A 23,191-nucleotide genomic window follows, 5' to 3' on the forward strand; every position below is an offset into this window, starting at 1 on the left:
AAGAAAAGGAAATCACTATGAGTAAACAAGATCATATCGACAAAATCCAAGAAATCATCACAGATGTCAAATTTGCGATGATGAGTACGGTCAATAAAAAAGGTGACTTGCATGCTTGGCCAATGACCACTAATGAAGCCAGTATTGGCGGTCGTGAAATCTGGTTCATTGGTGACAAAACTTCAGACGTAGTAAAAGACCTTCAAGACAACTCAAACGTTGGTCTAACTTACGCCAGTCAAGATGACAAAAATTTTGTTTCAATTACTGGTGATGCGGAACTACCAGATGACAAAAATAAATTAGAGGAGCTGTGGTCTCCTGTTTACAATGCGTTTTTTGCTGAAGGCAAAGAAGATCCAAACGTTCAACTGATCAAAGTCGTACCAAAAGGCGCGGAGTGTTGGATTAGTGGTAGCTCTACGGTAAATATGTTCAAGATGGCCGCAGCAGCATTGCAAGAAGGAAAAACCGCTGAAGATATGGGCGAGACCTTTTCGGTAGAATTATAATCAATATAAGAACAACACTTTTACTTAGACAACACTTTTACCTAGATAATGAAAAACGCCAGTGGCTCATGCGACTGGCGTTTTTTGTCTTTAGATTTTAATATCGATACTGCGTTTAACCGCTCTGTTTTAAATACGGCCAAGCCGCTCTTAGATAAATCATCATCGACCATAGGGTCAAAACAACGGCCGCAACCATTAACACATAGCCGATGGTTTCAAGCGACTCCCAGTTTAATAAAAGCACCGTGATAGCAACCATCTGAAAGGTAGTTTTTAATTTGCCAACATACGACACTGCGACACTGGTACTTTTACCAAGCTCTGCCATCCATTCACGCAATGCGGATACCGCAATCTCACGCGAGATAATCACAATCGCAGCAATCGCCATAATAATATTGGGATGCCACTGCACCAAGATAATCAGTGCTACTGCAACCATCAGCTTATCAGCAACGGGATCTAAAAAGCGACCAAAAGCTGAGACCACATTGAGCTTACGGGCGAAGTAACCATCGAGCCAATCGGTAATGGCAGCGATGATAAAGACGCCTGTCAATAACAAATGGCGTAATAGGCTATCGCTAAATTCACTCATCCCTACCCGAGCGATGACGTTATCTGAAATCGCAGGTAAGCCAATACCCATTGCTGGTGGCCAATACGCGATCGCGACGAATAGTGGAATCATCAAGATACGCGCAATCGTAAGGTTGTTGGGCAAATTAAAAATGCTTTTTTCGTTTTGCGGTTGTGACGGCTGTGGCGTATGCAGCTGTGTGCTCTCGGTCATGGCAAACCCAGTTGTATGTAGACGTAAGGATGAGTGCTAGCTTAGCATTTTTCAGGCATACAGTCATGCCATCTCTTTTGCTATCGTCGCGAGTTGGAATCTAGGTACATAGGTATCAGCACTTTTAAAACCACACTTCTAGTATTGATATAACTGTCAAATATTTTAGATATAAGCCATACGTAGCAAGGATTAGGCAAAAATAAGGTAAAAATAAAAAAACATCTCAAAACCTGATATCCATAAAAAGATGTAGTCAGACTGACTGAAACGTAAGGTCATGTAATTAAGCTGGCTTAAGGTACCGCATTTCAGCTATGATGATCAGAGTAAGGACACAGTTGTACACTTATATTTGTAAGTAGGTATATATCACTATTGAATTATCAAAAAACACCCTTATTTATAGTGAACAGTACTAAAAAAGCTAACAATAATAATTATCACTTACTGCTCTTGTAGTTTTGCTACATAGCCAGTTTTCCTCAGCCCACAGTTTCCTCCTCTGTGGGTCTTTTTTTGTCTTTTAAATTTCGATACCGCTATCACCTAATCTCTTTTCACCTTAAAGGGTTCTGAAAACTGCAGGATTAAAAAGCCGACGGCAGACAGTATAATGGCAATCTCATAACGACCGTACGCCACCGAAATGCCAATTGCGCCTGTATTCCACAAGCTTGCTGCTGTTGCCGTACCCTTAGAACCCATTTCATTTTTGAAGATAGCACCCCCACCGATAAAGCCCATACCCGTGATGATGGCATACATAATCCTCGCCTCACCTGCAGACTCATAGATATCCCTACCGACCAACATAAAGGCACAAGAAGCAATCGTCACGAGCGGAAATGTCCTAAGACCTGCGCCGTTGTCCTTCATCTCACGGTTTAGAGCGATCGGCAGGGAGAGGATAAAGGCAATACCCAACTGAAAAAAGTGATATTGCATGAGGTCTAAATCTATATCAAATCCAAACATCGTTTATCTCCTTTTTATTGCCGTAAACGCTTTTAAATACTAAGCGCAGATTAGCTAAATCTTTTGGTGGTGTGTCAAAAAGTATGCTGATTAAAACTTGAACAATTTTTGAAGCCTTTAAAGCCCTATAGAATCAGAGAACTTAGCATAGATTTCTTATTGACTTCTATCGCTAGCATACTTTTTAGAACACCACCAATCTTTTTATAACTTACTACAGTCGCCCTTATAGTTAAGTTGTTTGACAGACTGCTTCTACCGTCTGTTGTGCCATTTGATAGCAGCTTTCGATATTACCCTGCCCGCACCAATCACCACTGACAATCCATTGCTGCTTTTGATCCATTAAGATACCTAACGCTTCTTTATTCGTCTCAGTGAGCGTCGCTGCATAACGCCAACGATGACAGTCTACTTGACTGGGTGCGCTGTTCTCATTCCAATCTAATGCTTGCTTGGCTGCCTGTAATAATTGCGCTTTGACAGTTTCGATATCCTCATCGACGTACTGCTCTGACCAGTCGTTGCTCGCATGAATAGTGACACTGGGCAGCAGCTCATCATGAGCAGGTTTGTGATGTTCAATGAATATCCTGTCAATTATTGAGTCATTTACATAAGCCACATCCCATGTTGGTTTCTTCTGATGGTTTAACGCCTCAGGTAATGGCTGCACGTTATCCCAACCTAGCATCAGTGTGTAACAAGCCTGCATTTGGGGCTCGGTGATTTTTGCTTGTTCAGTAAAGCCGCTATCTGCCATTAGCTCTAAGGCTTGAGCATTTGGCGCTGTACAAATCACCCAATCAAAGTGGCCCAGACTGTCTCCTTTTTCATCGAATAGCTCAGTTTTATGATCGCTTTGGCTTTGTGGGTATTGAGCCAATGGTGCGATACGGGTTTTAAAGTTGATGGTCGTATGCGCTAGCTCATCGGCCAATGCTCGCCCCCAACTGGTCATTTTTGGTGTACTGATATAACGCGCCTGCGCCGTGTCCCACTGCTCCTTTTGCTGAATATCGAGGGATTGACCACTAACGCTCGCTGGATTTAAATCAACCACTTGCGCACACCACGGCTGAATGAGCTTTGACTCTAGCCAAGGTGCAATAAACTGCTGAAAGCTGGAAGTCTTTGCCGTAAAAAACTGCGCTCCAAATGCCCATTGCCAGTTTTGTTTAGTCGCGCTATCGCTACGATAACGTGTTGCCAAACGACCAACACCCGCTGATTTTTCAAAGACAGTTATTTGTGGTACGAGAGCTCTGTCACTGGCTTGTCTAAAAGCGCGCTCCAATAAGGTCGCGGTAAACAGCCCTGTCAAACCAGCCCCGATAATAGCGATCTGTGGTGATTTTGCAGCGTCAGTGTGCAAAGAGTGATCTGTCATAGTAACAATAGACCTTATAAAAGAGTTAGTGAGTAATGAGCAAGAGCGCTCATTAAGCGACGTGTTAAGCGAAAACATGCAGCACAAAGTATCGCTTTTATTGTTGTTGAATATCACCATAATAAAAAGTCATGCTATTAAAAACAGCATGACTTTTGTGACAGTGTATAAGTAGCTATAGTCGATGCACTTTAAAAAGAACATAGCGCTACTGGGGTGAATTTTGCGCAGCCTCTGTGATAACAGCACGCAAGTAAAATTTATACCAGTAGCGCGCTTAAATTTATGTAACAGTTTTATTTTCAACTGACTATATGGGCTATCAATCGTACAACTTATTGATACTCAGCTTTGACCACCTCAATTATCTTATTGATGACCGAGCTGTCTGCAAGGGTCGATAAATCACCAAGGCCAACATACTGCCCTGCTGCAATACTGCGTAAGATACGGCGCATGATCTTACCTGAACGGGTTTTTGGTAAACCCTCAACGATATAGATAGCGTCTAAATTGGCAATCGGGCCAATCTCTGCACGTACATGACGATTTAGCTCAGATTTTAGATGTTGGTTTGCAACTTCTCCCGATTTGAGAATAACAAAAGCCGCAATACCCACTCCGCGAATCTCGTGTGGCATACCGACCACCGCCGCCTCAACGGTAGCAGGATGAGAATCTATTGCGCTCTCAACTTCTGCAGTACCCAAACGGTGGCCTGCAACATTGAGCACATCATCCACCCGTCCTGTGATCCAGTAGTGACCATCCTCATCGCGCTGTGCGCCATCTCCCGTAAAGTAATAGCCAGGATATTCAGTGAAGTAAGTTTGCAAAAAGCGCTGATGATCATTATAAATAGTACGCATCTGTCCCGGCCAACTGCCACGAATGACCAAGTTCCCCTCAGCCAGACCTTCTAGCACTTCTCCATCGCTGTCAACGACTTCGGGCATGATGCCGTACAAAGGATTCATCGCACAGCTGGGTTTGAGAGCTACTGTCCCTGGTATGGGCGCGATCAATATACCGCCCGTTTCTGTCTGCCACCACGTATCTACTATGGGGCATTTACCACCGCCAACGACCTCATAGTACCAGTCCCAAGCTTCAGGGTTGATTGGCTCGCCAACGGTAGCAAGCAGACGCAGGCTTGAGCGATCAGACTCGCGGACGAAAGCATCGCCCTCTTTCATCATCGAGCGGATAGCCGTCGGTGCGGTATATAACACACTGACTTTATGCTTATCGATGATATGCCCAACCCGCGCCCACGTTGGATAATCTGGTGCGCCTTCGAACATTAGAGTCGTGGTGCCATTGGCTAGTGGTGCATAGGTAGAATAGGTATGACCAGTGATCCAGCCAACATCAGCCGTACACCAGTAGACATCCTCTTCCTTTATATCAAATGCATCACGGAAGGTTGATAGCGCATAAGTGATATAACCGCCCGTGGTGTGCAGGACACCTTTAGGTTTGCCTGTTGAGCCAGAGGTATACAATAAAAAAAGCGGGTCCTCGCTATTCATGACCTCAGGCTCACACTCTGCCGACTCGCCAGCGACCAAAGAATGATACCAAACGTCGCGGCGACCACTCATCGGAATTGAATTGCCCGTACGATGTACCACGATGACTTTTTCAACGCATTGAGTGCCGTCCATCTCTAAGGCTCGATCGACATTGGCTTTGAGCCGTGTATGCTTATTTCCACGCAGACCTTCATCAGCAGTGATGACAAGCTTGGATTGACTATCGATGATACGGCTGCCCAAGCTCTCAGCCGAAAAACCAGCAAACACCACTGAATGTACGGCGCCAATACGCGCGCAGGCCAACATGGCGATCATGGCCTCAGGTACCATCGGCATATATAGCGTGACCCGATCGCCCTTGCTGATTCCAAGCTTACGCATGGCATTACCAAGTCGGCAAACCTCAGCATGTAGCTCTTTATAAGAGATAATTTTGTGCAGGGATGGGTGGTCACCTTCCCAGATAATGGCTGGCTTATAAGGGTTGGTTTTTAAGTGGCGATCTATACAGTTGACGGATATATTCAGCTCTCCATCTTCAAACCACTTGATACGAAAATCGTCCAAATCATAGTTCACATTGCTGATTTTGGTTGGCTTTTTTATCCAGTCGATAAGCTCGGCACGCTCAGCCCAAAAAGCCTCATTGGCTTCAGGTGATGCGATGGATCTTTGATAATCTTCGATGTACTGTGCAGAAGTGGTATTGGCGGCAGCGACAAACTCAGCCGAAATGGGAAATGAGGGTTGCGTCATTATAAATTCCTTTTTTAATTATTACTTCCTGCACAAGTATATCTGCTATTTTTTTATATTGACTACTAAACTTTTTTGGAACATTAATAGATGAAAAACGACCATCAAGCAATTATCATCATGAACAATAAGTCAGTAGTATCGGATGATTGATACTATCTAGTACCACCTTCCATGATGGATAACTCATCCACTCCAGTTTGACAAATAAGAATGTTTGATGCAAGACATCAAATACCAATCACAACAATTCTAACGTACATTTGTAGACATATACCTTTTTGCGTTAAAGCCCTTATCCTTAACTAACAATCATCTGATATTTAATCCTTGTAACTGCCTGTTAAATATGGACAATAGCCCCTCTAGCGATAGGTTGCTTACGCTAGTATTTATACTTTATCGACCACCCTCTATGGATTCTAACAACAATGAATAACTCCTCTACATATTATGATGTCATCATTATCGGCGCGGGAGCCTCTGGGCTATACTGTGCGCTGACCGCTGGGCGTCGTGGTCGCCGTGTATTGGTGTTAGATCATGCCAATAAGGTAGGCAAAAAAATCCTGATGTCAGGGGGTGGCCGCTGTAACTTTACCAACTATTTCGTCGAGCCTGAACATTTTATCAGCAGCAATTCGCATTTTTTTAAATCAGCGTTGAGCCGTTACCCCAGTTGGGAGTTCATCGCCATGGTCGAACAGCATAACATTGCTTATCATGAGCGAGATAATGGCCAGCTATTTTGTGATGATTCAGCAAAAGATATTGTAACCATGCTGCTAGATGAATGTGCAGCGGTCGGTGTGCAAGTCCGAATCAACACCCAGATTGATAAAGTTGAGACTATTGAGGCCCCTGCTGATAAGCATAACGCGCGTTTTCAATTACTGACTTCGAAAAAACTTAGTAAAAAAGATAAACAAGCTGCTCTCTCTGCAACCGAAGCCAATGCCGCCAAACCTTCGCAAGCCAGCTATCGCTGTGAATCATTAGTGGTGGCGACAGGTGGTTTGTCCATTCCAACACTGGGCGCAAGCGGGTTTGGCTATGAGTTGGCGCAGCAATTTGGACATACACTTATCGCAACCGATGCCAGTCTAGTGCCCTTTACCTTTACCGATAAAACCGGCGAGCTCATTCGCGCCTTGGCTGGTATCAGCTTACCTGTGATCGCTAGTAATGAGCGCATCTCATTCAAGTTGCCACTGCTGTTTACCCATCGCGGCTTATCAGGCCCCTCTATGCTGCAGCTATCTAACTACTGGCACACTGGCGAGACCATCACTATTGATTTATTGCCCGAAACTGATGTCACGGAGCTGCTTCTCGCTCGCAAAAAATCGCACCCCAAGCAGTTAATACGAACGGTACTAGCAGAAAGCACTGACAATGTTCTTCCCAAAAAGCTGCTGGCTGCATTACAAAGCCATCTTTGGGAAGATATCAAAGATACCGAGCTTGCCAATATTAAAGATGAGCGCCTAATAGAGCTTGGGGCTACTCTCAATGGCTGGCAACTAAAGCCCTCTGGTACTGAGGGCTATCGCACGGCAGAGGTCACACGCGGCGGCGTCAAAACCAACGATATCTCCTCAAAGACCATGCAAAGTAACTTGCAAGACGGGCTGTATTTCATCGGTGAAGTGCTCGATGTCACAGGGTGGCTTGGCGGTTATAACTTTCAATGGGCGTGGGCCAGCGGCTTTGTCTGCGGTGAAGTGGTTTAAGGAAGTATTTTATTATATCGTTTGGTTGTATCATTAAAATATAATAAAAAGCCCCGACAGCATTACGCTATCGGGGCTTCGCTTGATTTAGGAACGAAAGCTTTATCACTTTGCTGTAATATTAAGCTTGTTTTTCATCCAAAAACGGATAATCGGTATAGCCTTCCGTACCGCCGCCATAGAAGGTTTGCGGATGTTGCTCATTTAAAGGTGCACCTTGACGGATACGTTCTGCCAAATCAGGGTTGGCAATATAGTCTCGACCAAAGGCAACCGCATCGATATAGCCGGCTTGGATATTTTGCGATGCTTTTTCTGCTGTATAACCGCCCGCTGCGATAATCATATTATCAAAAGCATCGCGGATACGCTGACGGAAACCGTCACTATATGGCGTACCACCTACCCAATCAGGCTCAGAGATATGCAGATACATCAGATTGCGTTTATTGAGCTGCTCAATCAGCCAGATATTGTTTTCTTCATCATAGCCTGCTTCTACTTCATTGAACGCGCCTTGCGGAGAGATACGAATACCAACGTGATCGTTATCCCAAGCCGCAATACAAGCGTCAACGACCTCGAGCGTTAGACGGGCACGGTTTTCTTTACTACCACCGTATTCATCATCGCGCTTATTGGTATGCTCGACCCAGAACTGATGCAACAGATAACCGTGAGCACCATGAATCTCTACACCATCAAAACCTGCCTCTTGCGCACATTTGGTCGCATGGGCGAAGTCAGCAACCACTTGCTTAATCTCATCAATAGTCGCTGGGCGCGGCGGTGTCGCTTCGACACGAATCGCTTGGTCATCGCTATCGCGAAGAGAGGTACGAGCACCGACTTTGACGTCTGATGCAGAGATAGGGGCTTTACTGTCAGGCTGTAGGCTTTTGTGCGCAACAAGGCCAGTATGCCATAACTGTGCGACGATCTTGCCACCCTTGGCATGGACGTTGTCGACGATAGCTTTCCATGCTGTGGTCTGATCTTGGGTATGAATACCTGGCGCGCCAGCATAGCCCTTAGCTTGAAAAGAAACCTGCGTTGCCTCAGTTATGACAAGTCCTGCGCCCGCGCGCTGCGAATAATATTCACTAGCCAGCGCCGTTGGAACATCACCTGGCTCAATCGCACGCAGACGTGTCAACGGTGCCATAATGATGCGGTTTTTTAGCGTTTGAGTACCCATCTTGAGCGGTTCAAATAAGTTATCGTGTGCCATAAAAAGCCTTGTTTGTTGTTATATAAAACGGATGATAAAGTTATTTAATAATGCTTATACCAGCATGTCTTAAAGCGCTGTTCTCGATTTCCTTTATAAGGGGTATACGCTATTATTCAAGCGGGCGTTACAAACAACAACACTCGTTTAAGACCGTTTATTTTTAAAAATGATTATATGAGCGGTGTTCTAAAGCTATGAAGAAGGTAGTAGAATTTCTTACATTATATAAGTTCCCCAATTATTCAAAGGATATAATTTGTGCAAAAGAACAAAATAGCACTCATCATAGGTGCAAGCCTACTGTTTGGTATCACTGCTTGCCAGCCTCCTGCGGATAAAACTGACCCATCGGACGCCACTTCAACCTCTACGCAAACGGCAACGCCTCCAAGCACCCAACCTTTGATAGAAGCCAAAACTCCAAAGCAACTTACGACTGCCTTAGTCGATTCATCTGCGGATAGATTAAGAGAGCAGCTCATTTGTAGCAAGCTTGATGACAATATAAACGCTGTTGACCATACAAGTAAAATCGAAAGCCTGCGTGCGGTGCAGCGCCAACTGGCTGCTTGCTTACCAACGGCTGATAATGCTGAGATATTGCAGTGGCTAGTAGACTACCAAGCGATGTATGCACGGTTTTTGCAGTCTGATAGCTCTATAGACGATGAAGACTTTTTTACCGTTATGAGCAATGTGGAACAAGGCAAAAGTATCGCTGTAGCACAATTAAGAAAGATCAGCCCTCGTGCTCGATATCTTATTGGTTTGATTAGAAGTAATGCGGACGTTAGCATAAGATACATGGGCGCAAACGATTTTGAGTTTCATCACGACCTATCGGCAATGGCTGATATATTTACCCCTTATCTGCCAGATGACCAAAGTGAATTTATTCAGCGTATGGCGCAAGACAACCAAGAGTTATTTTGGTTCGATGCGGCGATTGCCTTTTCTTTTGAAGAATTGGTTGAACGTGCTGTCTTCTGGGAAGACTTTATGAAACGTTATCCACAAAGTAACTTCTACAATGATGCTAAGGCTTTGTTTGATACCTATCGTTATCTACTCTTTTTTGGTTCAGAAAACACTCAATGGTTTGATGATGATCTACGCAAATTCTATCTTCCCGCAGATGAACGCTTGATGATGCAACTGACTGAACGTACTGACAGTCAACTGGCTCAAGATGTACAAAAGCTTTTGGTATTTATGCAGCAGTCAGATGACGAGCGTCATCAATCATATCCTGTGCCTGACAAAGATGAAAACGGTCGAAAAATAAACGCATGGCAAGTGACTCATTATCAATTGGGTCAAGCGTTAGCAATATCTTCGCCATGGGATAGCGTACGAGCTAGAAACTGCTTGCATGGTATCATTTGTGTAGACGAAACTAGCCAATAAATAAAGCGTTCAGATAAAAACTCTTAAGGAAAATAATGCGCATTGCCGTTTTTTGTGGATCAAGCCAAGGGGCAGATCCAAAGCATCTCGAAAAAACCATTGAATTGGCTCAAGTCATGGCAAAGAAAAAACTGCATATCGTCTATGGCGGCGGTAAGGTCGGGCTAATGGGGGCACTGGCCGATACAGCCATTGCTGCTGGCGTACATATCGTCGGCGTTATTCCCGATCATTTAGCAGATAAGGAGCTGGCGCATACTGGCGTCAACGAGCTCATATTGGTAAAAAGCATGCATAAGCGTAAAGCCATCATGGCAGATCTTGCCGATGGTTTCATCGCTCTACCTGGGGGTCCTGGCACGCTAGAAGAGATCTCGGAAGTCTGGACTTGGGGTCAGCTAGGATTGCACCACAAGCCCTGTGGTTTTTTAAATGTGAACGGTTATTTTGATGGCCTGTTCACATTTTTTGAGACCATGGTCGCTGGTGGCTTTATGAAACAAGAATATCTGGATATGCTGATAATATCAGACGACGTGACAGAGCTGTTTGCTCAAATGGCCGCTTATACACCGCCCAAACCTAAGTGGACAACTTGAGCTTACGTCAATATAAGCAGGCTAAAGCTCCCACAACTAAATCGTCTTTTTTCTAAACATCGTCAATGACAAGTTCAGAGACAGATACGTCCCAATCAATATCACCACTGAGCCGATAATCGCTAGCAGATCTAGCGCTTCACCAAGCAGCCAATACCCTAAAATAATCGCAAAGATTGGAATCACCAAGGTAATGCTCGTGGCACGCATTGGGCCAATACTTTTAATCAGCTGATTCATAAAGATAAGCGCAATCGCCGTCGAAAACACCCCGATGCAAACCACTGACACCCAAGCGAATAGGCTGATGCTTTTGCCATACGGAAACTCAACCACTGCAATGGGGAGCATGACCACGCTGGCAATGATCAACGAGCCTGAGGTGATCGCAATCGGTGAGATGTCATCCAAGTAGTTTCTGGTGATATTGGCGCCAACAGCATAGCCGACGCAAGCAAATAAAGCGTAGCCCATCGGCAATAACCCTGAGCTGATACCTAACTCTGCACTCTGCCCGCCAAACAAGCTTTCGCTCATCAAAATCACCACCCCGATGACGCCGATGACTAAGCCGAGGATTTGCTTTTTTGCCAATTTATCATTAAAAAACGTGCTGGCGATAAAGCCACTCATCATCGGCACGGAAGCATTAAGCACAGCTAGCACCCCTGCGTTCACTGACTGCGCCGAAAATGAAAACAACACAAAGGGAATGGCAGCAGAAAACAAACCCACAAGCGCCAGTGTTTTTAAATTCTCACGAATACCGCGTCTGTTTTTGGTATTAAATAAAACAAAGATAAGCATCGTGAATCCAGCAAACACCACGCGCAAGCTGGCAAACGATAACGAACCAAACTCAGGAACGCCAACCCGATAAAAGATAAAGGACAGCGACCACATGCAAGAGAGCGTAATAAAGGTAATGAGATCGCGTTTGGTCACTGAATAATCCTATTGAGCGTATATAGTCAATTGAAAATAAAACTGTTATAGATTGAGATGCGCTACTGGTATAAATTTTACTTGCGTGCTGCGTTCCCAGAGGCTGCGCAAAATTCATTCCAGTAGCGCTATGTCATTTCTAAAGTGTATTAACTATAGATTGTTTGAGCCAGTCAATAAAAATGCCATGCTATAAAAACATGGCAATCATAACGGTTTATAGGCTTGATAGATAGTGGCTAAATAGGAACTAACCAAAGACTAAACAGAGAGTGCATCCGCTCTGATTAATCACTTATTTTTATCGGCTTATCATTCATTGCTACTCTACAGATCTACCTTATCCAATACAAAATCAATATCCTTATCCCCGCGCCCTGATAAATTGACCAAGATAGTCTCCTCTGGTGACATATCCTTGGCAATTTTCATCGCATGGGCAATGGCATGTGCGGACTCTAAGGCTGGAATAATACCCTCCAGCCGTGACAGCGCCATAAAGGCCTCTAAACACTCAGCGTCCGTCACCGATTCATAAGTCGCTAGCTGCATATCGCGTAACAGCGAGTGCTGCGGGCCTACGCCTGGATAGTCAAGACCAGAAGCTATCGAATGCACAGGGGCTGGCTCGCCATCCTTATCGAGTAACACATAGCACTTAAAGCCATGAATCTCCCCCTTAATACCCAGCGTCATGGTGGCTGCATGATTGGGGGTATCTAAGCCCTCGCCCGCAGGTTCCACTCCTATTTTCTTAACGCCTGCATCACCCGAAAAACCGCTAAAGATACCAATCGCATTCGAGCCGCCACCGACACAAGCCACCACTTTATTGGGCAACTTGCCTGTCGTCTCCAAAAACTGTGCACGTGCCTCACGGCCAACGACCGACTGAAAGTAGCTGACGATTTCTGGATAAGGCGCCGGCCCTAATGCCGAACCGATCGCAAACATACTGCTATCCAGCTCATTCATATAGGTTTCAAAGGCACTGTCTACCGCTTCTTTTAGCGTCCCTGCCCCGCGTGATACTGGTACGATTTTGGCACCCAAAATTTTCATACGGCTGACATTAGGGTGTTCTTTTTCGATATCGACCACGCCCATATGTATCTCGCACTCAACGCCCATCAAGGCAGCCGCCGTTGCCAAGGCTACGCCGTGTTGCCCTGCGCCAGTCTCAGCGATGACTTTGGTCTTGCCAAGCTTTTTCGCCAGTAACACTTCACCCAAACAATGGTTAATTTTGTGCGCGCCGGTATGGTTTAAGTCTTCACGCTTAAAATAAATCTGCGCCCCACCGCAATGCTCGGTTAAGCGTCTGGCATGAAATATCGGGCTTGGTCTGCCGATATAAGTCTCACGCAAGCGTTTCATCTCAGTGACGAAGTCTTCATCTTTGATAATTTCACGAAAGCCCTTCTCTATCTCATCCATGGCTTTGGCAAGCTCAGGGTGGTCAATCTTGCCGCCGAACTCACCGTACAAACCTTCATTATTAGGTAGGATTGAGTGATGCAGCCCGTAGCTACTTGCCGTATTTTCAGTTGTCATCGTTTAACCTTAGTTTTTGGGATTTTAGTCTTTGGAATTTTAGTTTTGAAGCTTTAATATCTGGAAATTATCCAAGCAAATTATTTTTGTGGCGTTATAATAAGGCCGTTGTATCCATGTTCTAGTACACTGAAACGTATTTTAAGTTAAGTCCTGTATAAGGTCAATAACTAGAGTTGATTTGCACGTATTTATAGTGAGCTTTTATTAGCTGGTTTGATTCATTTAAGAGGATGTTGAAATGCGACAAGATGACCATCAGGCAAAAAATCAGGCAAGCGATGCTTATGATTATCTACTTAAGCTACTGGTAGAGACGGATGACAGAACGCGCCTATCAGCGATATTTAATGCGCTCATGACGGAAAAAGAGCAAACAGAGCTGGCCAACCGCTTAACTATATTTGCGCTATTACAACAGGGCATGACCCAAAGAGAGATTAGCGCCCAGCTTGGTGTCGGTATCGCAACCGTTTCGCGTGGTGCTAAGGTGTTTGAGCAGCATCAGGTTGATGAGTGGTTAACTGATATTGGTAAAGAGATTAAGCTGTGAAGTCTGCATGGTGGCTGCGTATTGGGCAAAGCGACTGACGAAGTTGGCCGCGTCAAAGGGCACAAAAATATCTACGTGCAAGACGGCGCGTTAATCCCTGGCAGTGCTGGCGTCAATCCGTATGTATTTATTACGGGACTTGCTGAGCGTAATATGGCGAGGATTTTGCGGGAAGATTTTGGGTAGGGTGTTTAGTGGGGAGTTTCCTAAAAACTGTGTAACTGCTTATAATCCCCTAACAGGAGAATAAGCAATGACTACTCAATCTGACATCAAGAAACTGGCCGAGCAGATGGCTGGTAGCATGAACAGCTTTGATGACATCAAAGACTTTCAAAAGCAGCTCATGCAATCCTTTATCGATACTGCCTTAGAGGCTGAGATGGAAGACCATCTCGGCTACCCCAAGCATGAGAAAGCAGATAAACCAAACAAGCGCAACGGACACACTAAAAAGACCGTCCGCAGTGATACAGGCGATCTTGAAATCTCTACCCCAAGAGACCGTGATAGCAGCTTTGAGCCTGTACTCGTTAGTAAGCATCAAACCCGTATCTCAGGTCTCGATGATAAAATCATATTCCTTTACGCCAAGGGTCAAACCACCACTGAGATCGTAGAGAGCATTAAAGAGCTCTACGATGTCGACATCTCAAGCTCTCTTGTCTCAAGAGTCACCGATAACATATTAGAGGACATCACTGCTTGGCAGAACCGGCCGCTGAGCAGTGTTTATCCTATCGTCTATCTAGACTGCATCGTCGTGAAGATACGTCAAGACAAGCAGATCATCAACAAAGCCATTTACTTAGCCCTAGGCGTCAATCTTAGCGGTAAGAAAGAGCTGCTTGGTATGTGGCTCTCAGAGAATGAAGGCGCTAAGTTCTGGCTGGGTGTTCTCACTGAACTACAAAACCGCGGGGTACAAGACATCTTAATCGCTTGTGTCGACGGCTTAAAGGGCTTCCCTGATGCCATTAACACCGTCTATCCAAAGGCACAGGTTCAGCTGTGTATCGTACACATGGTGCGTTACTCAATGAAGTTCGTACCGTGGACGGATAAAAAGGCCGTAGCGGCTGATTTAAAAGCCATCTACGGCGCTGATACCCTTGAGATGGCAGAGGCCAATCTTGAGCACTTTGATGAGGTGTGGGGCGAAAGTTATCCGCATGTGGTCAAGTCTTGGCGCAATAACTGGGAGGGCTTAACGGTGTTCTTTAATTATCCTAAAGACATCAGAAAAGTGATTTATACCACCAATGCGATAGAGTCGCTAAACAGTGTGATTCGGACGGCGGTGAATAAGCGTAAGGTGTTCCCATCTGATCAGGCAGCATTTAAAGTGGTGTACTTAGCAACTCAGCAGGCATCCAAAAAGTGGTCGATGCCGATTCGTAACTGGACGTCTGCTTTGAATCGCTTTATGATTATGTTTGATGACCGTATTAGTAAGCATTTAATCTAAATGGCAGTTACACAGAATCTGGGATGGTCTCGTTTAGTGATGAATACAAGTCTAATCCACCAATTTGAGATGTAAATCTTCAATATTAGTGGATTAAGCTTCGCAAGCTGTCATTAAACAATCAGGTAATATAATTTTTTGCCACTGATTATAACTGTTTATCCGCTCTAATTTTCTCTTTAAGGGTTTCAATTAATTTGGCACCTTTGGCAACCTTGTTAGTACCTCCAAGCTCACGATACAAATCATATGTTGTGGCTAAAGCATAATCAAACATATCATCAGTTAGATTCTCAGGTTTTAACTTGGACAATTGATTACTACTTGGGTAGAGACTTTGGGTCATTAAGCAGGTTACAGTGTATAAAATATAGAACTTTATATCTGCAATTTCAGTTGTTGTATAACTTTTATCTTTCTTTAATTTTTCTTCAATGCTTCGCCCTAGTTTGGCAACTAAATAGTAAGATTGTAAGTCATTATTTTTATGAAATAGTTTAGAGTACGACTCATCATCTTCTAGCAAAGTTGATGGTCTCGCTCTTGCAAAATTTGGTTTTTGCATCAACACTGAAATCAAGCATTGAGACATAAAAGGAACACTAATTATTTCTTTAGGTTTTTTACCTTCATTTTTATAGAAATTCTTTCTTCTGTCATAAAAAAGCCCTCTAGATTTAAGAAAATCTTCTATTTGCCTGTGTACCTGGTCCGTTGCTCTTAACGAAGATTTAGGAATTGGCGTTTGACTATTTGTAGCACGAATGATTCGATCTCGTGTTTCCTCACTTTCAGGAACGATTATTCTAACAAGCACATCTCGCTTCTCATCTGCTAATTTATCTTGACTCGAATTGTAAAAACGATGTATTTCAGAAGATGTTTGTATAGTCAGTTCAAAATAAAATTGTTATGGTTAGGACAAACATCATAAAACAACTTGGATAAGTCATTTTCCAACCAGCCTTGGCGTAGAAACTTTACCTGAGCCCATTTTTTCTCGATAGGGTTCAGATCAGGGCTGTACGGCGGTAGCCAAAGAATACGATGACCGTGCCTGTTCAGTAGCTTTTGAATGCGTTTATTCTTATGAAATCTGGCATTATCCATGACAATCACGCATTTGGTTTTAAGACTTGGGATTAGCTTGTGTTTGCACCAGTCGTAGAATATGCTGCTGTTAATGTTGTGCTTAAAGTAATCTAGGGCAAACAGCATCTTTTCATATAGAGCACCGATAACGTTGGTTCGCTTTTTACCTTGCCAGTTGTAACTATCGATACAGGGTTTACCAATCGGTGCATAACCATGAGAGCGAATGGTCTCGTGCTCAAAGCCGCTTTCATCCATATAGACGATGGGATAGCCTTGTTGTTTAAAGTTATCAAGCTTACTGTGGTATATCGCTCTTTTGATCGGACAGGCTTTTGGGTGTTCTAAGGTCTTTTTTTTGACTGATGCCAAGTCGCTTTAGGGCATGATAAATGCCTGTTTTACTACAGTTTAGACGACGAGCTCGCTCATACTGGTAATCATCGGGATGTTCTTGAACATCATTAAGTAGCACATCATCTGGTATTTTATAGGGTTTGGTTTGCCTGGTTGTTTTGCTATGAACACGTCTCTTCCAGTTTTGTATGGTGGTTGGGCTGAGGTTATAGAATTTAGCTGCCTCGGCAAAGGTCATACCCTCGTCTAAGCTTTTTAGTACTTGTTTGCGAAAATCTAGTGAGTAAGTCATGGTCTTTATAATAACAATTGAATTTGATAGTTAGTTTATAACACTTTTAGGTGGGATTGACTATAGCCCATTTACGATCTCAGGATTATGGACAACTAGTTCTTTACCTCCAGGAGCAGCAACTTCACTGGCTAGAATAGTAACTCCATTATTTAACCACCAGAACTCTTCATCTCCAGGGTTTTCAAGAGTATCTTGTATTTCATTGTTTACATTCGTTTTACCTTGATAGTCTCTGACATTTGATTCAAATATATGCCTGATGAGCTTTCCATCTTCATCTGTGATAAAGTTAAAGTAATCAGCTAAATTCATTAGAGCTATAAACACCTGACCTGAGGTTGATAGTGGAGTTTCTGATATCCTCAAGCGGAATACATCGTTTGGCCTTTCTTGTGCCATTTTGACAAGTTTTTCCGCTCCAAAAAACTTAACATTCGCTTCGGCTCCCGGTAGTTTATCCTTGATATCATTTTCTAAATCAATACCTTGCTTTTCAACATTCGGGTGTAATTCAACTCCTTTAGATACATAATAAATACTAATTTTCAATTTAGGTTTTTTGGTGATTAAGCCTAGATAAGTATCTCTAAACAATTCAAATGAAGCTATGACCTTTTCATTGTATTGTCCTATATAGTCATTCGAATTGAAGTCTAGGTCGAAAAGGCTTCTACACAATCTTGAAAGCTTTAAAAGAGGATCTTCAGAAAAAGAGTTTTGATATTTCGATTGGATTAATACAAACTCAATATCTACATTTTTCTTATACTTACCAGTTAAATTCTCTTCTTTTACTAACTCGCCATTGATGAATAGATAAAGTGCGTCTGCACCACCATCATGACTCTGACCTGCAATACCTGCATTTATTTCATCATAGCTTAGCTCATGTTCCTTTAATACTTGAAGCGCAGAATAGAATTCAAAAAAATCACTTACATGAGAATCTTCCCCTAAGTTTTCCATCTCTTGTTTAATTATAGCTTCAAGCAATATTTGATTATTTTTAGACATCAATTTCCCTTAATCTTGTAGCACCTTATTTAGGTACAGCAAAATTATATCAGAAAGACTCAAAATAAGTTAGCTTGTCAAAATCTCAAAATTAAGTACACTCCCTCCTATTCCAACACTCTAAAACTATCCCCTACCACACTCCCATTGAATTCTAACCCCGCATCAGCAACAATAGCTTCTACCAACAATCTCCATAATAAAAAGGATAAATAATGAAACTGCGCATCTTAAAATCAAGCGTTACCAACCCTTGGTTTAACCTTGCGACCGAGGATTGGATATTTAATACGCTCAATCCCGACTCGCATACACTATTCTTATGGCGCAATAGCGAGACCGTGGTCATTGGACGTTCGCAAAACCCGTGGGTAGAATGCAAAATAGATAAGATGGAAGAAGACGATGTATTTTTGGCGCGGCGTCAGAGTGGCGGCGGCGCAGTATTTCATGATTTGGGCAATACCAACTTTACCTTTTTATCGCCCAAAGACGACTACGACCAAGAAGCGAACTTTACCATTATCATCAATGCGCTAAAAAAACTGGGCATAGACGCGGAGTTATCTGGTCGTAATGATATGCAAGTCGGTGATAAGAAAATATCAGGCAGCGCCTTTAAACATGCGGCGGATCGTAGCTTTCATCACGGCACGTTACTGGTGAATGCCAATATGCAAAAGCTGGGCGATTATCTCAATCCGCACCCGCTTAAGCTCAAAGCCAAAGGCATTAAATCGGTACGTGCGCGCGTAGCCAATTTGGTTGAATTTAATGAAGACATCAATCACGAGACGTTATCAGATGCAATTATTGAGGCGTTTTGTGAATATTATGGTGATACCTCGCCAGTAGAAGAGCTAGATGAAGCCAGTCTCGCCAAGCAGCCTACGCTAGATAAATACTATCAGCAAATGGCAGATTGGGACTGGCGCTTCGGTAAGACGCCTGAATTCACCCATCATATCGAGACCCGTTTTGATTGGGGCATCATTGATTTGCACCTTGATGTAAAGCACGCAGTGATTAGTGAGGTGGTAATTTTCTCTGATGCGCTAAACGTTGAGTTAATTGATCTGTTAAAAGAAACGTTGACTGACATTAAATATAATCGCAATGAAGTAAAAGCCAAGCTTGCTGAGCTCGGCAAAGCGCATCCTGATTTGGCAGAGCATATTGATGATGTTTCAGAGTGGTTGCTTGATGAGATGGAAGGTTAAATCTTTAAATATTTATGTGGGTTGAGCTACTGTCAACCCACCTTCTCATTCAAATGATAAGCTACTAAAGCTAAGAGACTATTTAAGCGTTAGCCCTTTTGCTGATTGATCATTGTCATACCATTTGAGCTCGATCTCAAGGCTATGCTCGGTACCTTTTCTCTTCTTCTCTTCATTTTCGACCTGAACTTCTAAAGTAAGATTCTCTGGCAACTCTAATTTCAAATCCTCGGTGCCTTGGCTGAGTACCACCGCTCCAGTTGCGATTTTGTCCGCCAATTCATGCAAAAAGGTAACCACCTCTTCTCTGGTTTTTCGCTCTTTACTTTTAAACAATCTAACTTCTTTGGCCATGATAGCGCTCCTTTATCACACACATTTAAAGACACTGGCATGTACTACTATTATGATAGCCTACAGAATTAAATTATCAATTAAGCGTATGTTAATAAATCAGCAAATGCTATACCGCCCCTAAGCTCATCAACAATTACCCTGAACTTCGGTAACTTAACCTATGGAACAAATCATTATTTTTTTCTTTGCGCTGACCTCTTTTTTTGGGATAGAGAATAATATAATAGCCGCTGATAAAACGACGGTGACGATACATCCTCAAAGCCAACAAATAGAAATCGTCCAAGAGGATTTGTTTGCGATTATTCGCTCAGAGGCTGATTTAACCATTGCTAGAGAGCTATGGGCTGGCGTGTCTGCGATGACTAAAAGTGATGCTACTTGGGCGCAGGCGTTAGACGGTTTTACTACCAAGACGCTTAGTTTGGCGTCACTGGATAGTCAGATTCAGCCACAGCTAACGCTGAGCTATAGCGACGAGCAAGAGTTGCGGGCAATGGGTGTTTGGTATGATGCTAAGAAAAATCAATTCTCTGTCAATCATGTCCCGCGTGACAATCTGCAAACCGAAGACGGCAAAATGCTGGGAAATTATTGGGTTTTTGATGGTGATAAAACCTTTAGCTTTACCCTTGAGCCTTTTAAGCAAATGCCTGAAAAATATCAGCAGCTTAAGCAACCACTGAGTCAAGTATTGGCTGAAATATAAGATTGGCGGTAGTGTTGATTGGTTCTAAATAAAGAACCCAAACGACGACCATTATCCGCAAGAAACAAGATCTCACCGCTAGCCCTGACGTGAAAGCCGTAAAAAAATTGCACACAATTTTAGGCTTGCAAGGAGAATTCCCTTAAAGGGAAATTCTTAAAGGTATCCTTGCACAAATTAGTCCACATGCCATCAGCAAGGCAGATACAAGCAGACGGCAGGAGATTGCTCCCCTGCCGTCTGCTAATTTTAACTTAGGATTTTGAATCGAATCCTAAATCTGCACGGCAACCTCTGCCCCATCACGAATGGCGCGTTTAGCATCGAGCTCTGCCGCCAGTTTTGCACCGCCAATGAGATGATATTGCGCGTCTGGCGCATCACCGACATTGGGCATCAGCTCTACCACTGACTCTTGACCAGCACAGACCACCACGCTATCGACACGTAGTAGTTGGCTTTGGCCTTGATTGTTGGTTATCCAAATACCCTCATTGGTGATTTTTTCGTACTGGGCGCCTGATACTTGGATGACGCCGTGTGATTTGACATGTGCGCGGTGTACCCAACCTGTAGTCTTGTTGAGACCGCGACCCAAGCGGCCTTTGGTACGCTGCATGAGATACACTTGGCGAACTGGTGTGATGCCTTCAGGTTTGATCAGGCCGCCCTCGGTTTGATAGTTAGGCTCAGCGTTGACGCCCCACTCTTCACGCCACTCATCAACCGACTGCGGCGTAGGACGATAGCTTGGATCTTTTAGGGTCTCAGGCCCAAGCTCATCTAATGGCTGACCATGATTGGCCGTCAGGTATTCGCTGACATCAAAGCCAATACCACCAGCACCGATGACCGCGACCGTATTACCAACGGATTTCTCACCTGATAGCAACTCTGCATAGCTCATCACTTGTGGCAGGTCAGCACCTTCCAGCTTACCTTCTAGGCTTCTCGGTACCACACCAGTAGCGACGATGACATGATGGAACTTGGCTTTTTCGAGCATGGCTTTGTCGACTTTGGTATTAAGCTTAATCTCAACGCCTAAGTGCTCAAGCTCATTGACATAGTAGCGAATGGTCTCAAAGAACTCTTCTTTACCTGGGATGACCTTGGCGTAGTTAAACTGTCCACCCAAGATATCTTTTGCTTCAAACAAGGTGACTTCATGACCACGTAGCGCTGCGACATGCGCCGCTGACATGCCAGCGACACCGCCACCGATGACCGCGACTTTTTGCGGCTTTTTGGTTTTTTTATAGACCAGCTCGGTCTCATAGCAGGCTTGCGGATTGACCAAACAGGTTGAACGTTTATTCTCAAAAGTATGGTCGAGGCAAGCTTGGTTACACGCGATACAAGTATTAATACGATCGGCCTGACCACTTTTGGCTTTATTGACCCAGTTGGCATCAGCGAGGAACGGACGCGCCATTTGAATCAAATCAGCCTGACCGCTAGCGACAATGCTTTCTGCAGTATCTGGCATATTGATACGGTTGGCGGCCATCATCGGAATGCTGATGTGCTTTTTGACCTCGGCAGTGTAATCGACAAAGGCAGCGCGCGGGACACTGGTTACGATGGTCGGTACGCGCGCTTCATGCCAGCCGATACCAGTATTCATAATGGTCACGCCTGCTTCTTCTAGCGCTTTGGCGACAGTGATGACTTCTTCCATCGTATTACCGTCTTTGACCAAGTCAATGACCGATAAGCGGAATATGATGATAAAGTCTTCACCAGCTGCCGCGCGGACAGCTTTAACCACATCGACGGCAAACTTCATACGATTATGAATATCACCGCCGTATTTATCATCGCGCTTATTGACATGACGAGATAAGAACTGGTTGAGCAAATAACCTTCAGAACCCATCACTTCAACACCGTCATAACCCGCTTGCTTAGCTAGGCGTGCTGAACGAGCAAAATCCTCAACCGTCTGCTCGATGTTTTTGATGCTCATCTTACGTGGTTTAAAGGGCGTAATCGGCGATTTAATAGGGCTTGCTGACACGATAAAGGGATGATAACCGTAGCGACCACTGTGCAAGATTTGCATGATGATTTTGCTGTCATGTTTGTGCACAGCACGAGTGACACGCTGATGATTGATGACATCAAGTTTGGTATTCATGGTGCCGCCAGCAGGCAAGAGCCAACCTTCACGATTGGGCGAGATACCGCCCGTGATCATCATCGCTGCGCCGCCCTTGGCACGCTCAGCGAAATAGGCAGCAAGCTTACCGTAATTATAAAAACGATCCTCAAGGCCTGTATGCATAGAGCCCATCACCACACGGTTTTTTAGGGTCGTAAAACCCAAGTCCAGCGGCTCAAATAAGTGTGGGTAGTGCTCATTGGTATTAGCAACATCAATTGCTTTATCAGTGCTGGCATTACGAGTAGCAGTGGTGCTGGTGCTCATATCATTATCCTTATGAATTAATGGGTTATCGCTCTATAAATAGCTCGAAAATTAATATTGAATCTATCCTAACACACCGCGATTATCATCAGCTACGCGGACAAACGACTGATGAGTGAACACTATCGTGATAATTTCTCTTGCTCACAGCGCCCAATTAAGCAAACGTCACAAAGTATGCTTACTTTTTAAGTATTTTTGTCTATAATGAATGGGCTATTGTTTACAGTGAGTCAAACGTTTCATCAGTTTG

At 43.9% G+C, this 23,191-nt stretch carries 22 protein-coding genes; 9 read left to right on the plus strand and 13 right to left on the minus strand.

Annotated features, from left to right (window positions below):
* Positions 1-17: 17 nt before the first annotated feature.
* Positions 18-512, plus strand: coding sequence for a pyridoxamine 5'-phosphate oxidase family protein (locus JMY01_RS11675; protein WP_201575963.1), 495 nt, complete (start codon positions 18-20; stop codon positions 510-512).
* A gap of 115 nt (positions 513-627) precedes the next feature.
* Here JMY01_RS11675 and pgsA read toward each other — a convergent pair whose 3' ends face one another.
* The 4 genes from pgsA to acs all read right to left on the minus strand — a co-directional run bounded on the left by pgsA (position 628) and on the right by acs (position 5,970).
* The gene (pgsA, locus tag JMY01_RS11680; protein WP_201575965.1) at positions 628-1,308 is read right to left on the minus strand and encodes a CDP-diacylglycerol--glycerol-3-phosphate 3-phosphatidyltransferase; all 681 of its coding nucleotides are present in this window, start codon (positions 1,306-1,308) and stop codon (positions 628-630) included.
* A 549-nt stretch (positions 1,309-1,857) separates the two neighbouring features.
* Entirely contained in the window at positions 1,858-2,286 is a 429-nt protein-coding gene (locus JMY01_RS11685) for an MgtC/SapB family protein (RefSeq protein WP_201575966.1), read from the minus strand.
* A gap of 232 nt (positions 2,287-2,518) precedes the next feature.
* Positions 2,519-3,676 carry an NAD(P)/FAD-dependent oxidoreductase gene (locus JMY01_RS11690; RefSeq protein ID WP_201575967.1) on the minus strand — a complete coding sequence of 386 codons (1,158 nt, stop codon included), beginning with the start codon at positions 3,674-3,676 and terminating at the stop codon, positions 2,519-2,521.
* Positions 3,677-4,011: 335 nt separating this feature from the next.
* Positions 4,012-5,970, minus strand: a complete 1,959-nt coding sequence (gene acs, locus JMY01_RS11695) for an acetate--CoA ligase (RefSeq protein WP_201575968.1) — start codon at positions 5,968-5,970, stop codon at positions 4,012-4,014.
* A 431-nt stretch (positions 5,971-6,401) separates the two neighbouring features.
* Between acs and JMY01_RS11700 the strand changes: the two genes are divergently transcribed.
* The gene (locus JMY01_RS11700) at positions 6,402-7,703 is read left to right on the plus strand and encodes an NAD(P)/FAD-dependent oxidoreductase (protein WP_201575969.1); all 1,302 of its coding nucleotides are present in this window, start codon (positions 6,402-6,404) and stop codon (positions 7,701-7,703) included.
* 121 nt (positions 7,704-7,824) lie between these two features.
* Here JMY01_RS11700 and JMY01_RS11705 read toward each other — a convergent pair whose 3' ends face one another.
* Positions 7,825-8,934 carry an alkene reductase gene (locus tag JMY01_RS11705; RefSeq protein WP_201575971.1) on the minus strand — a complete coding sequence of 370 codons (1,110 nt, stop codon included), beginning with the start codon at positions 8,932-8,934 and terminating at the stop codon, positions 7,825-7,827.
* Positions 8,935-9,195: 261 nt separating this feature from the next.
* On the opposite strand from JMY01_RS11705, the gene JMY01_RS11710 reads away from it, so the two are divergent.
* Both JMY01_RS11710 and JMY01_RS11715 read left to right on the plus strand, forming a co-directional pair.
* Positions 9,196-10,344, plus strand: a complete 1,149-nt coding sequence (locus JMY01_RS11710; protein WP_201575974.1) for a hypothetical protein — start codon at positions 9,196-9,198, stop codon at positions 10,342-10,344.
* A 32-nt stretch (positions 10,345-10,376) separates the two neighbouring features.
* Positions 10,377-10,943, plus strand: a complete 567-nt coding sequence (locus tag JMY01_RS11715) for a TIGR00730 family Rossman fold protein (protein WP_201577601.1) — start codon at positions 10,377-10,379, stop codon at positions 10,941-10,943.
* Positions 10,944-10,979: 36 nt separating this feature from the next.
* Here the strand turns inward: JMY01_RS11715 and JMY01_RS11720 are convergent, their stop codons facing one another.
* Complete coding sequence (locus JMY01_RS11720) at positions 10,980-11,888, minus strand: DMT family transporter (RefSeq protein ID WP_201575976.1); 909 nt, start codon at positions 11,886-11,888, stop codon at positions 10,980-10,982.
* 327 nt (positions 11,889-12,215) lie between these two features.
* Positions 12,216-13,409 carry a tryptophan synthase subunit beta gene (gene trpB / locus JMY01_RS11725; RefSeq protein ID WP_374220377.1) on the minus strand — a complete coding sequence of 398 codons (1,194 nt, stop codon included), beginning with the start codon at positions 13,407-13,409 and terminating at the stop codon, positions 12,216-12,218.
* 274 nt (positions 13,410-13,683) lie between these two features.
* Between trpB and JMY01_RS11730 the strand changes: the two genes are divergently transcribed.
* The 3 genes from JMY01_RS11730 (at position 13,684) to JMY01_RS11740 (ending at position 15,463) form a co-directional block, all read left to right on the plus strand.
* Positions 13,684-13,995 (plus strand): Trp family transcriptional regulator, encoded by a 312-nt coding sequence (locus JMY01_RS11730; RefSeq protein ID WP_201575981.1) that lies wholly within the window; start codon positions 13,684-13,686, stop codon positions 13,993-13,995.
* Positions 13,996-13,998: 3 nt separating this feature from the next.
* A complete protein-coding gene (locus JMY01_RS11735; RefSeq protein WP_265089893.1) occupies positions 13,999-14,181 on the plus strand; it encodes a GMC family oxidoreductase in 183 nt (60 codons plus the stop codon).
* Positions 14,182-14,248: 67 nt separating this feature from the next.
* Positions 14,249-15,463, plus strand: coding sequence for an IS256 family transposase (locus JMY01_RS11740; RefSeq protein ID WP_201575983.1), 1,215 nt, complete (start codon positions 14,249-14,251; stop codon positions 15,461-15,463).
* 148 nt (positions 15,464-15,611) lie between these two features.
* Here the strand turns inward: JMY01_RS11740 and JMY01_RS11745 are convergent, their stop codons facing one another.
* The 4 genes from JMY01_RS11745 to JMY01_RS11760 are packed head-to-tail and all read right to left on the minus strand — an operon-like array spanning position 15,612 to position 18,221.
* A complete protein-coding gene (locus JMY01_RS11745) occupies positions 15,612-16,358 on the minus strand; it encodes an AIPR family protein (RefSeq protein ID WP_201577603.1) in 747 nt (248 codons plus the stop codon).
* Positions 16,355-16,927 (minus strand): IS630 family transposase, encoded by a 573-nt coding sequence (locus tag JMY01_RS11750; RefSeq protein ID WP_201574559.1) that lies wholly within the window; start codon positions 16,925-16,927, stop codon positions 16,355-16,357. Before JMY01_RS11750 ends, JMY01_RS11745 begins: the two co-directional genes overlap by 4 nt.
* Positions 16,854-17,204, minus strand: a complete 351-nt coding sequence (locus tag JMY01_RS11755) for an IS630 transposase-related protein (RefSeq protein WP_201574560.1) — start codon at positions 17,202-17,204, stop codon at positions 16,854-16,856. Before JMY01_RS11755 ends, JMY01_RS11750 begins: the two co-directional genes overlap by 74 nt.
* A gap of 60 nt (positions 17,205-17,264) precedes the next feature.
* Complete coding sequence (locus JMY01_RS11760; protein ID WP_201575986.1) at positions 17,265-18,221, minus strand: AIPR family protein; 957 nt, start codon at positions 18,219-18,221, stop codon at positions 17,265-17,267.
* A 215-nt stretch (positions 18,222-18,436) separates the two neighbouring features.
* Between JMY01_RS11760 and JMY01_RS11765 the strand changes: the two genes are divergently transcribed.
* On the plus strand, positions 18,437-19,441 hold the full coding sequence (locus tag JMY01_RS11765; RefSeq protein WP_201575989.1) for a lipoate--protein ligase: 1,005 nt from the start codon (positions 18,437-18,439) through the stop codon (positions 19,439-19,441).
* Positions 19,442-19,519: 78 nt separating this feature from the next.
* Here JMY01_RS11765 and JMY01_RS11770 read toward each other — a convergent pair whose 3' ends face one another.
* The gene (locus JMY01_RS11770; protein WP_201575992.1) at positions 19,520-19,795 is read right to left on the minus strand and encodes an amphi-Trp domain-containing protein; all 276 of its coding nucleotides are present in this window, start codon (positions 19,793-19,795) and stop codon (positions 19,520-19,522) included.
* A 163-nt stretch (positions 19,796-19,958) separates the two neighbouring features.
* On the opposite strand from JMY01_RS11770, the gene JMY01_RS11775 reads away from it, so the two are divergent.
* Positions 19,959-20,507: a hypothetical protein gene (locus tag JMY01_RS11775; RefSeq protein ID WP_201575995.1), complete on the plus strand. Its 549-nt coding sequence runs from the start codon at positions 19,959-19,961 to the stop codon at positions 20,505-20,507.
* Positions 20,508-20,781: 274 nt separating this feature from the next.
* On the opposite strand, the gene JMY01_RS11780 is transcribed toward JMY01_RS11775, so the two are convergent.
* Positions 20,782-22,938, minus strand: coding sequence for an NADPH-dependent 2,4-dienoyl-CoA reductase (locus tag JMY01_RS11780; RefSeq protein ID WP_227677900.1), 2,157 nt, complete (start codon positions 22,936-22,938; stop codon positions 20,782-20,784).
* Positions 22,939-23,191 lie beyond the last annotated feature (253 nt).

Source organism: Psychrobacter sp. H8-1, from assembly GCF_904846575.1.
Classification (GTDB): Bacteria; Pseudomonadota; Gammaproteobacteria; order Pseudomonadales; family Moraxellaceae; genus Psychrobacter; species Psychrobacter fulvigenes.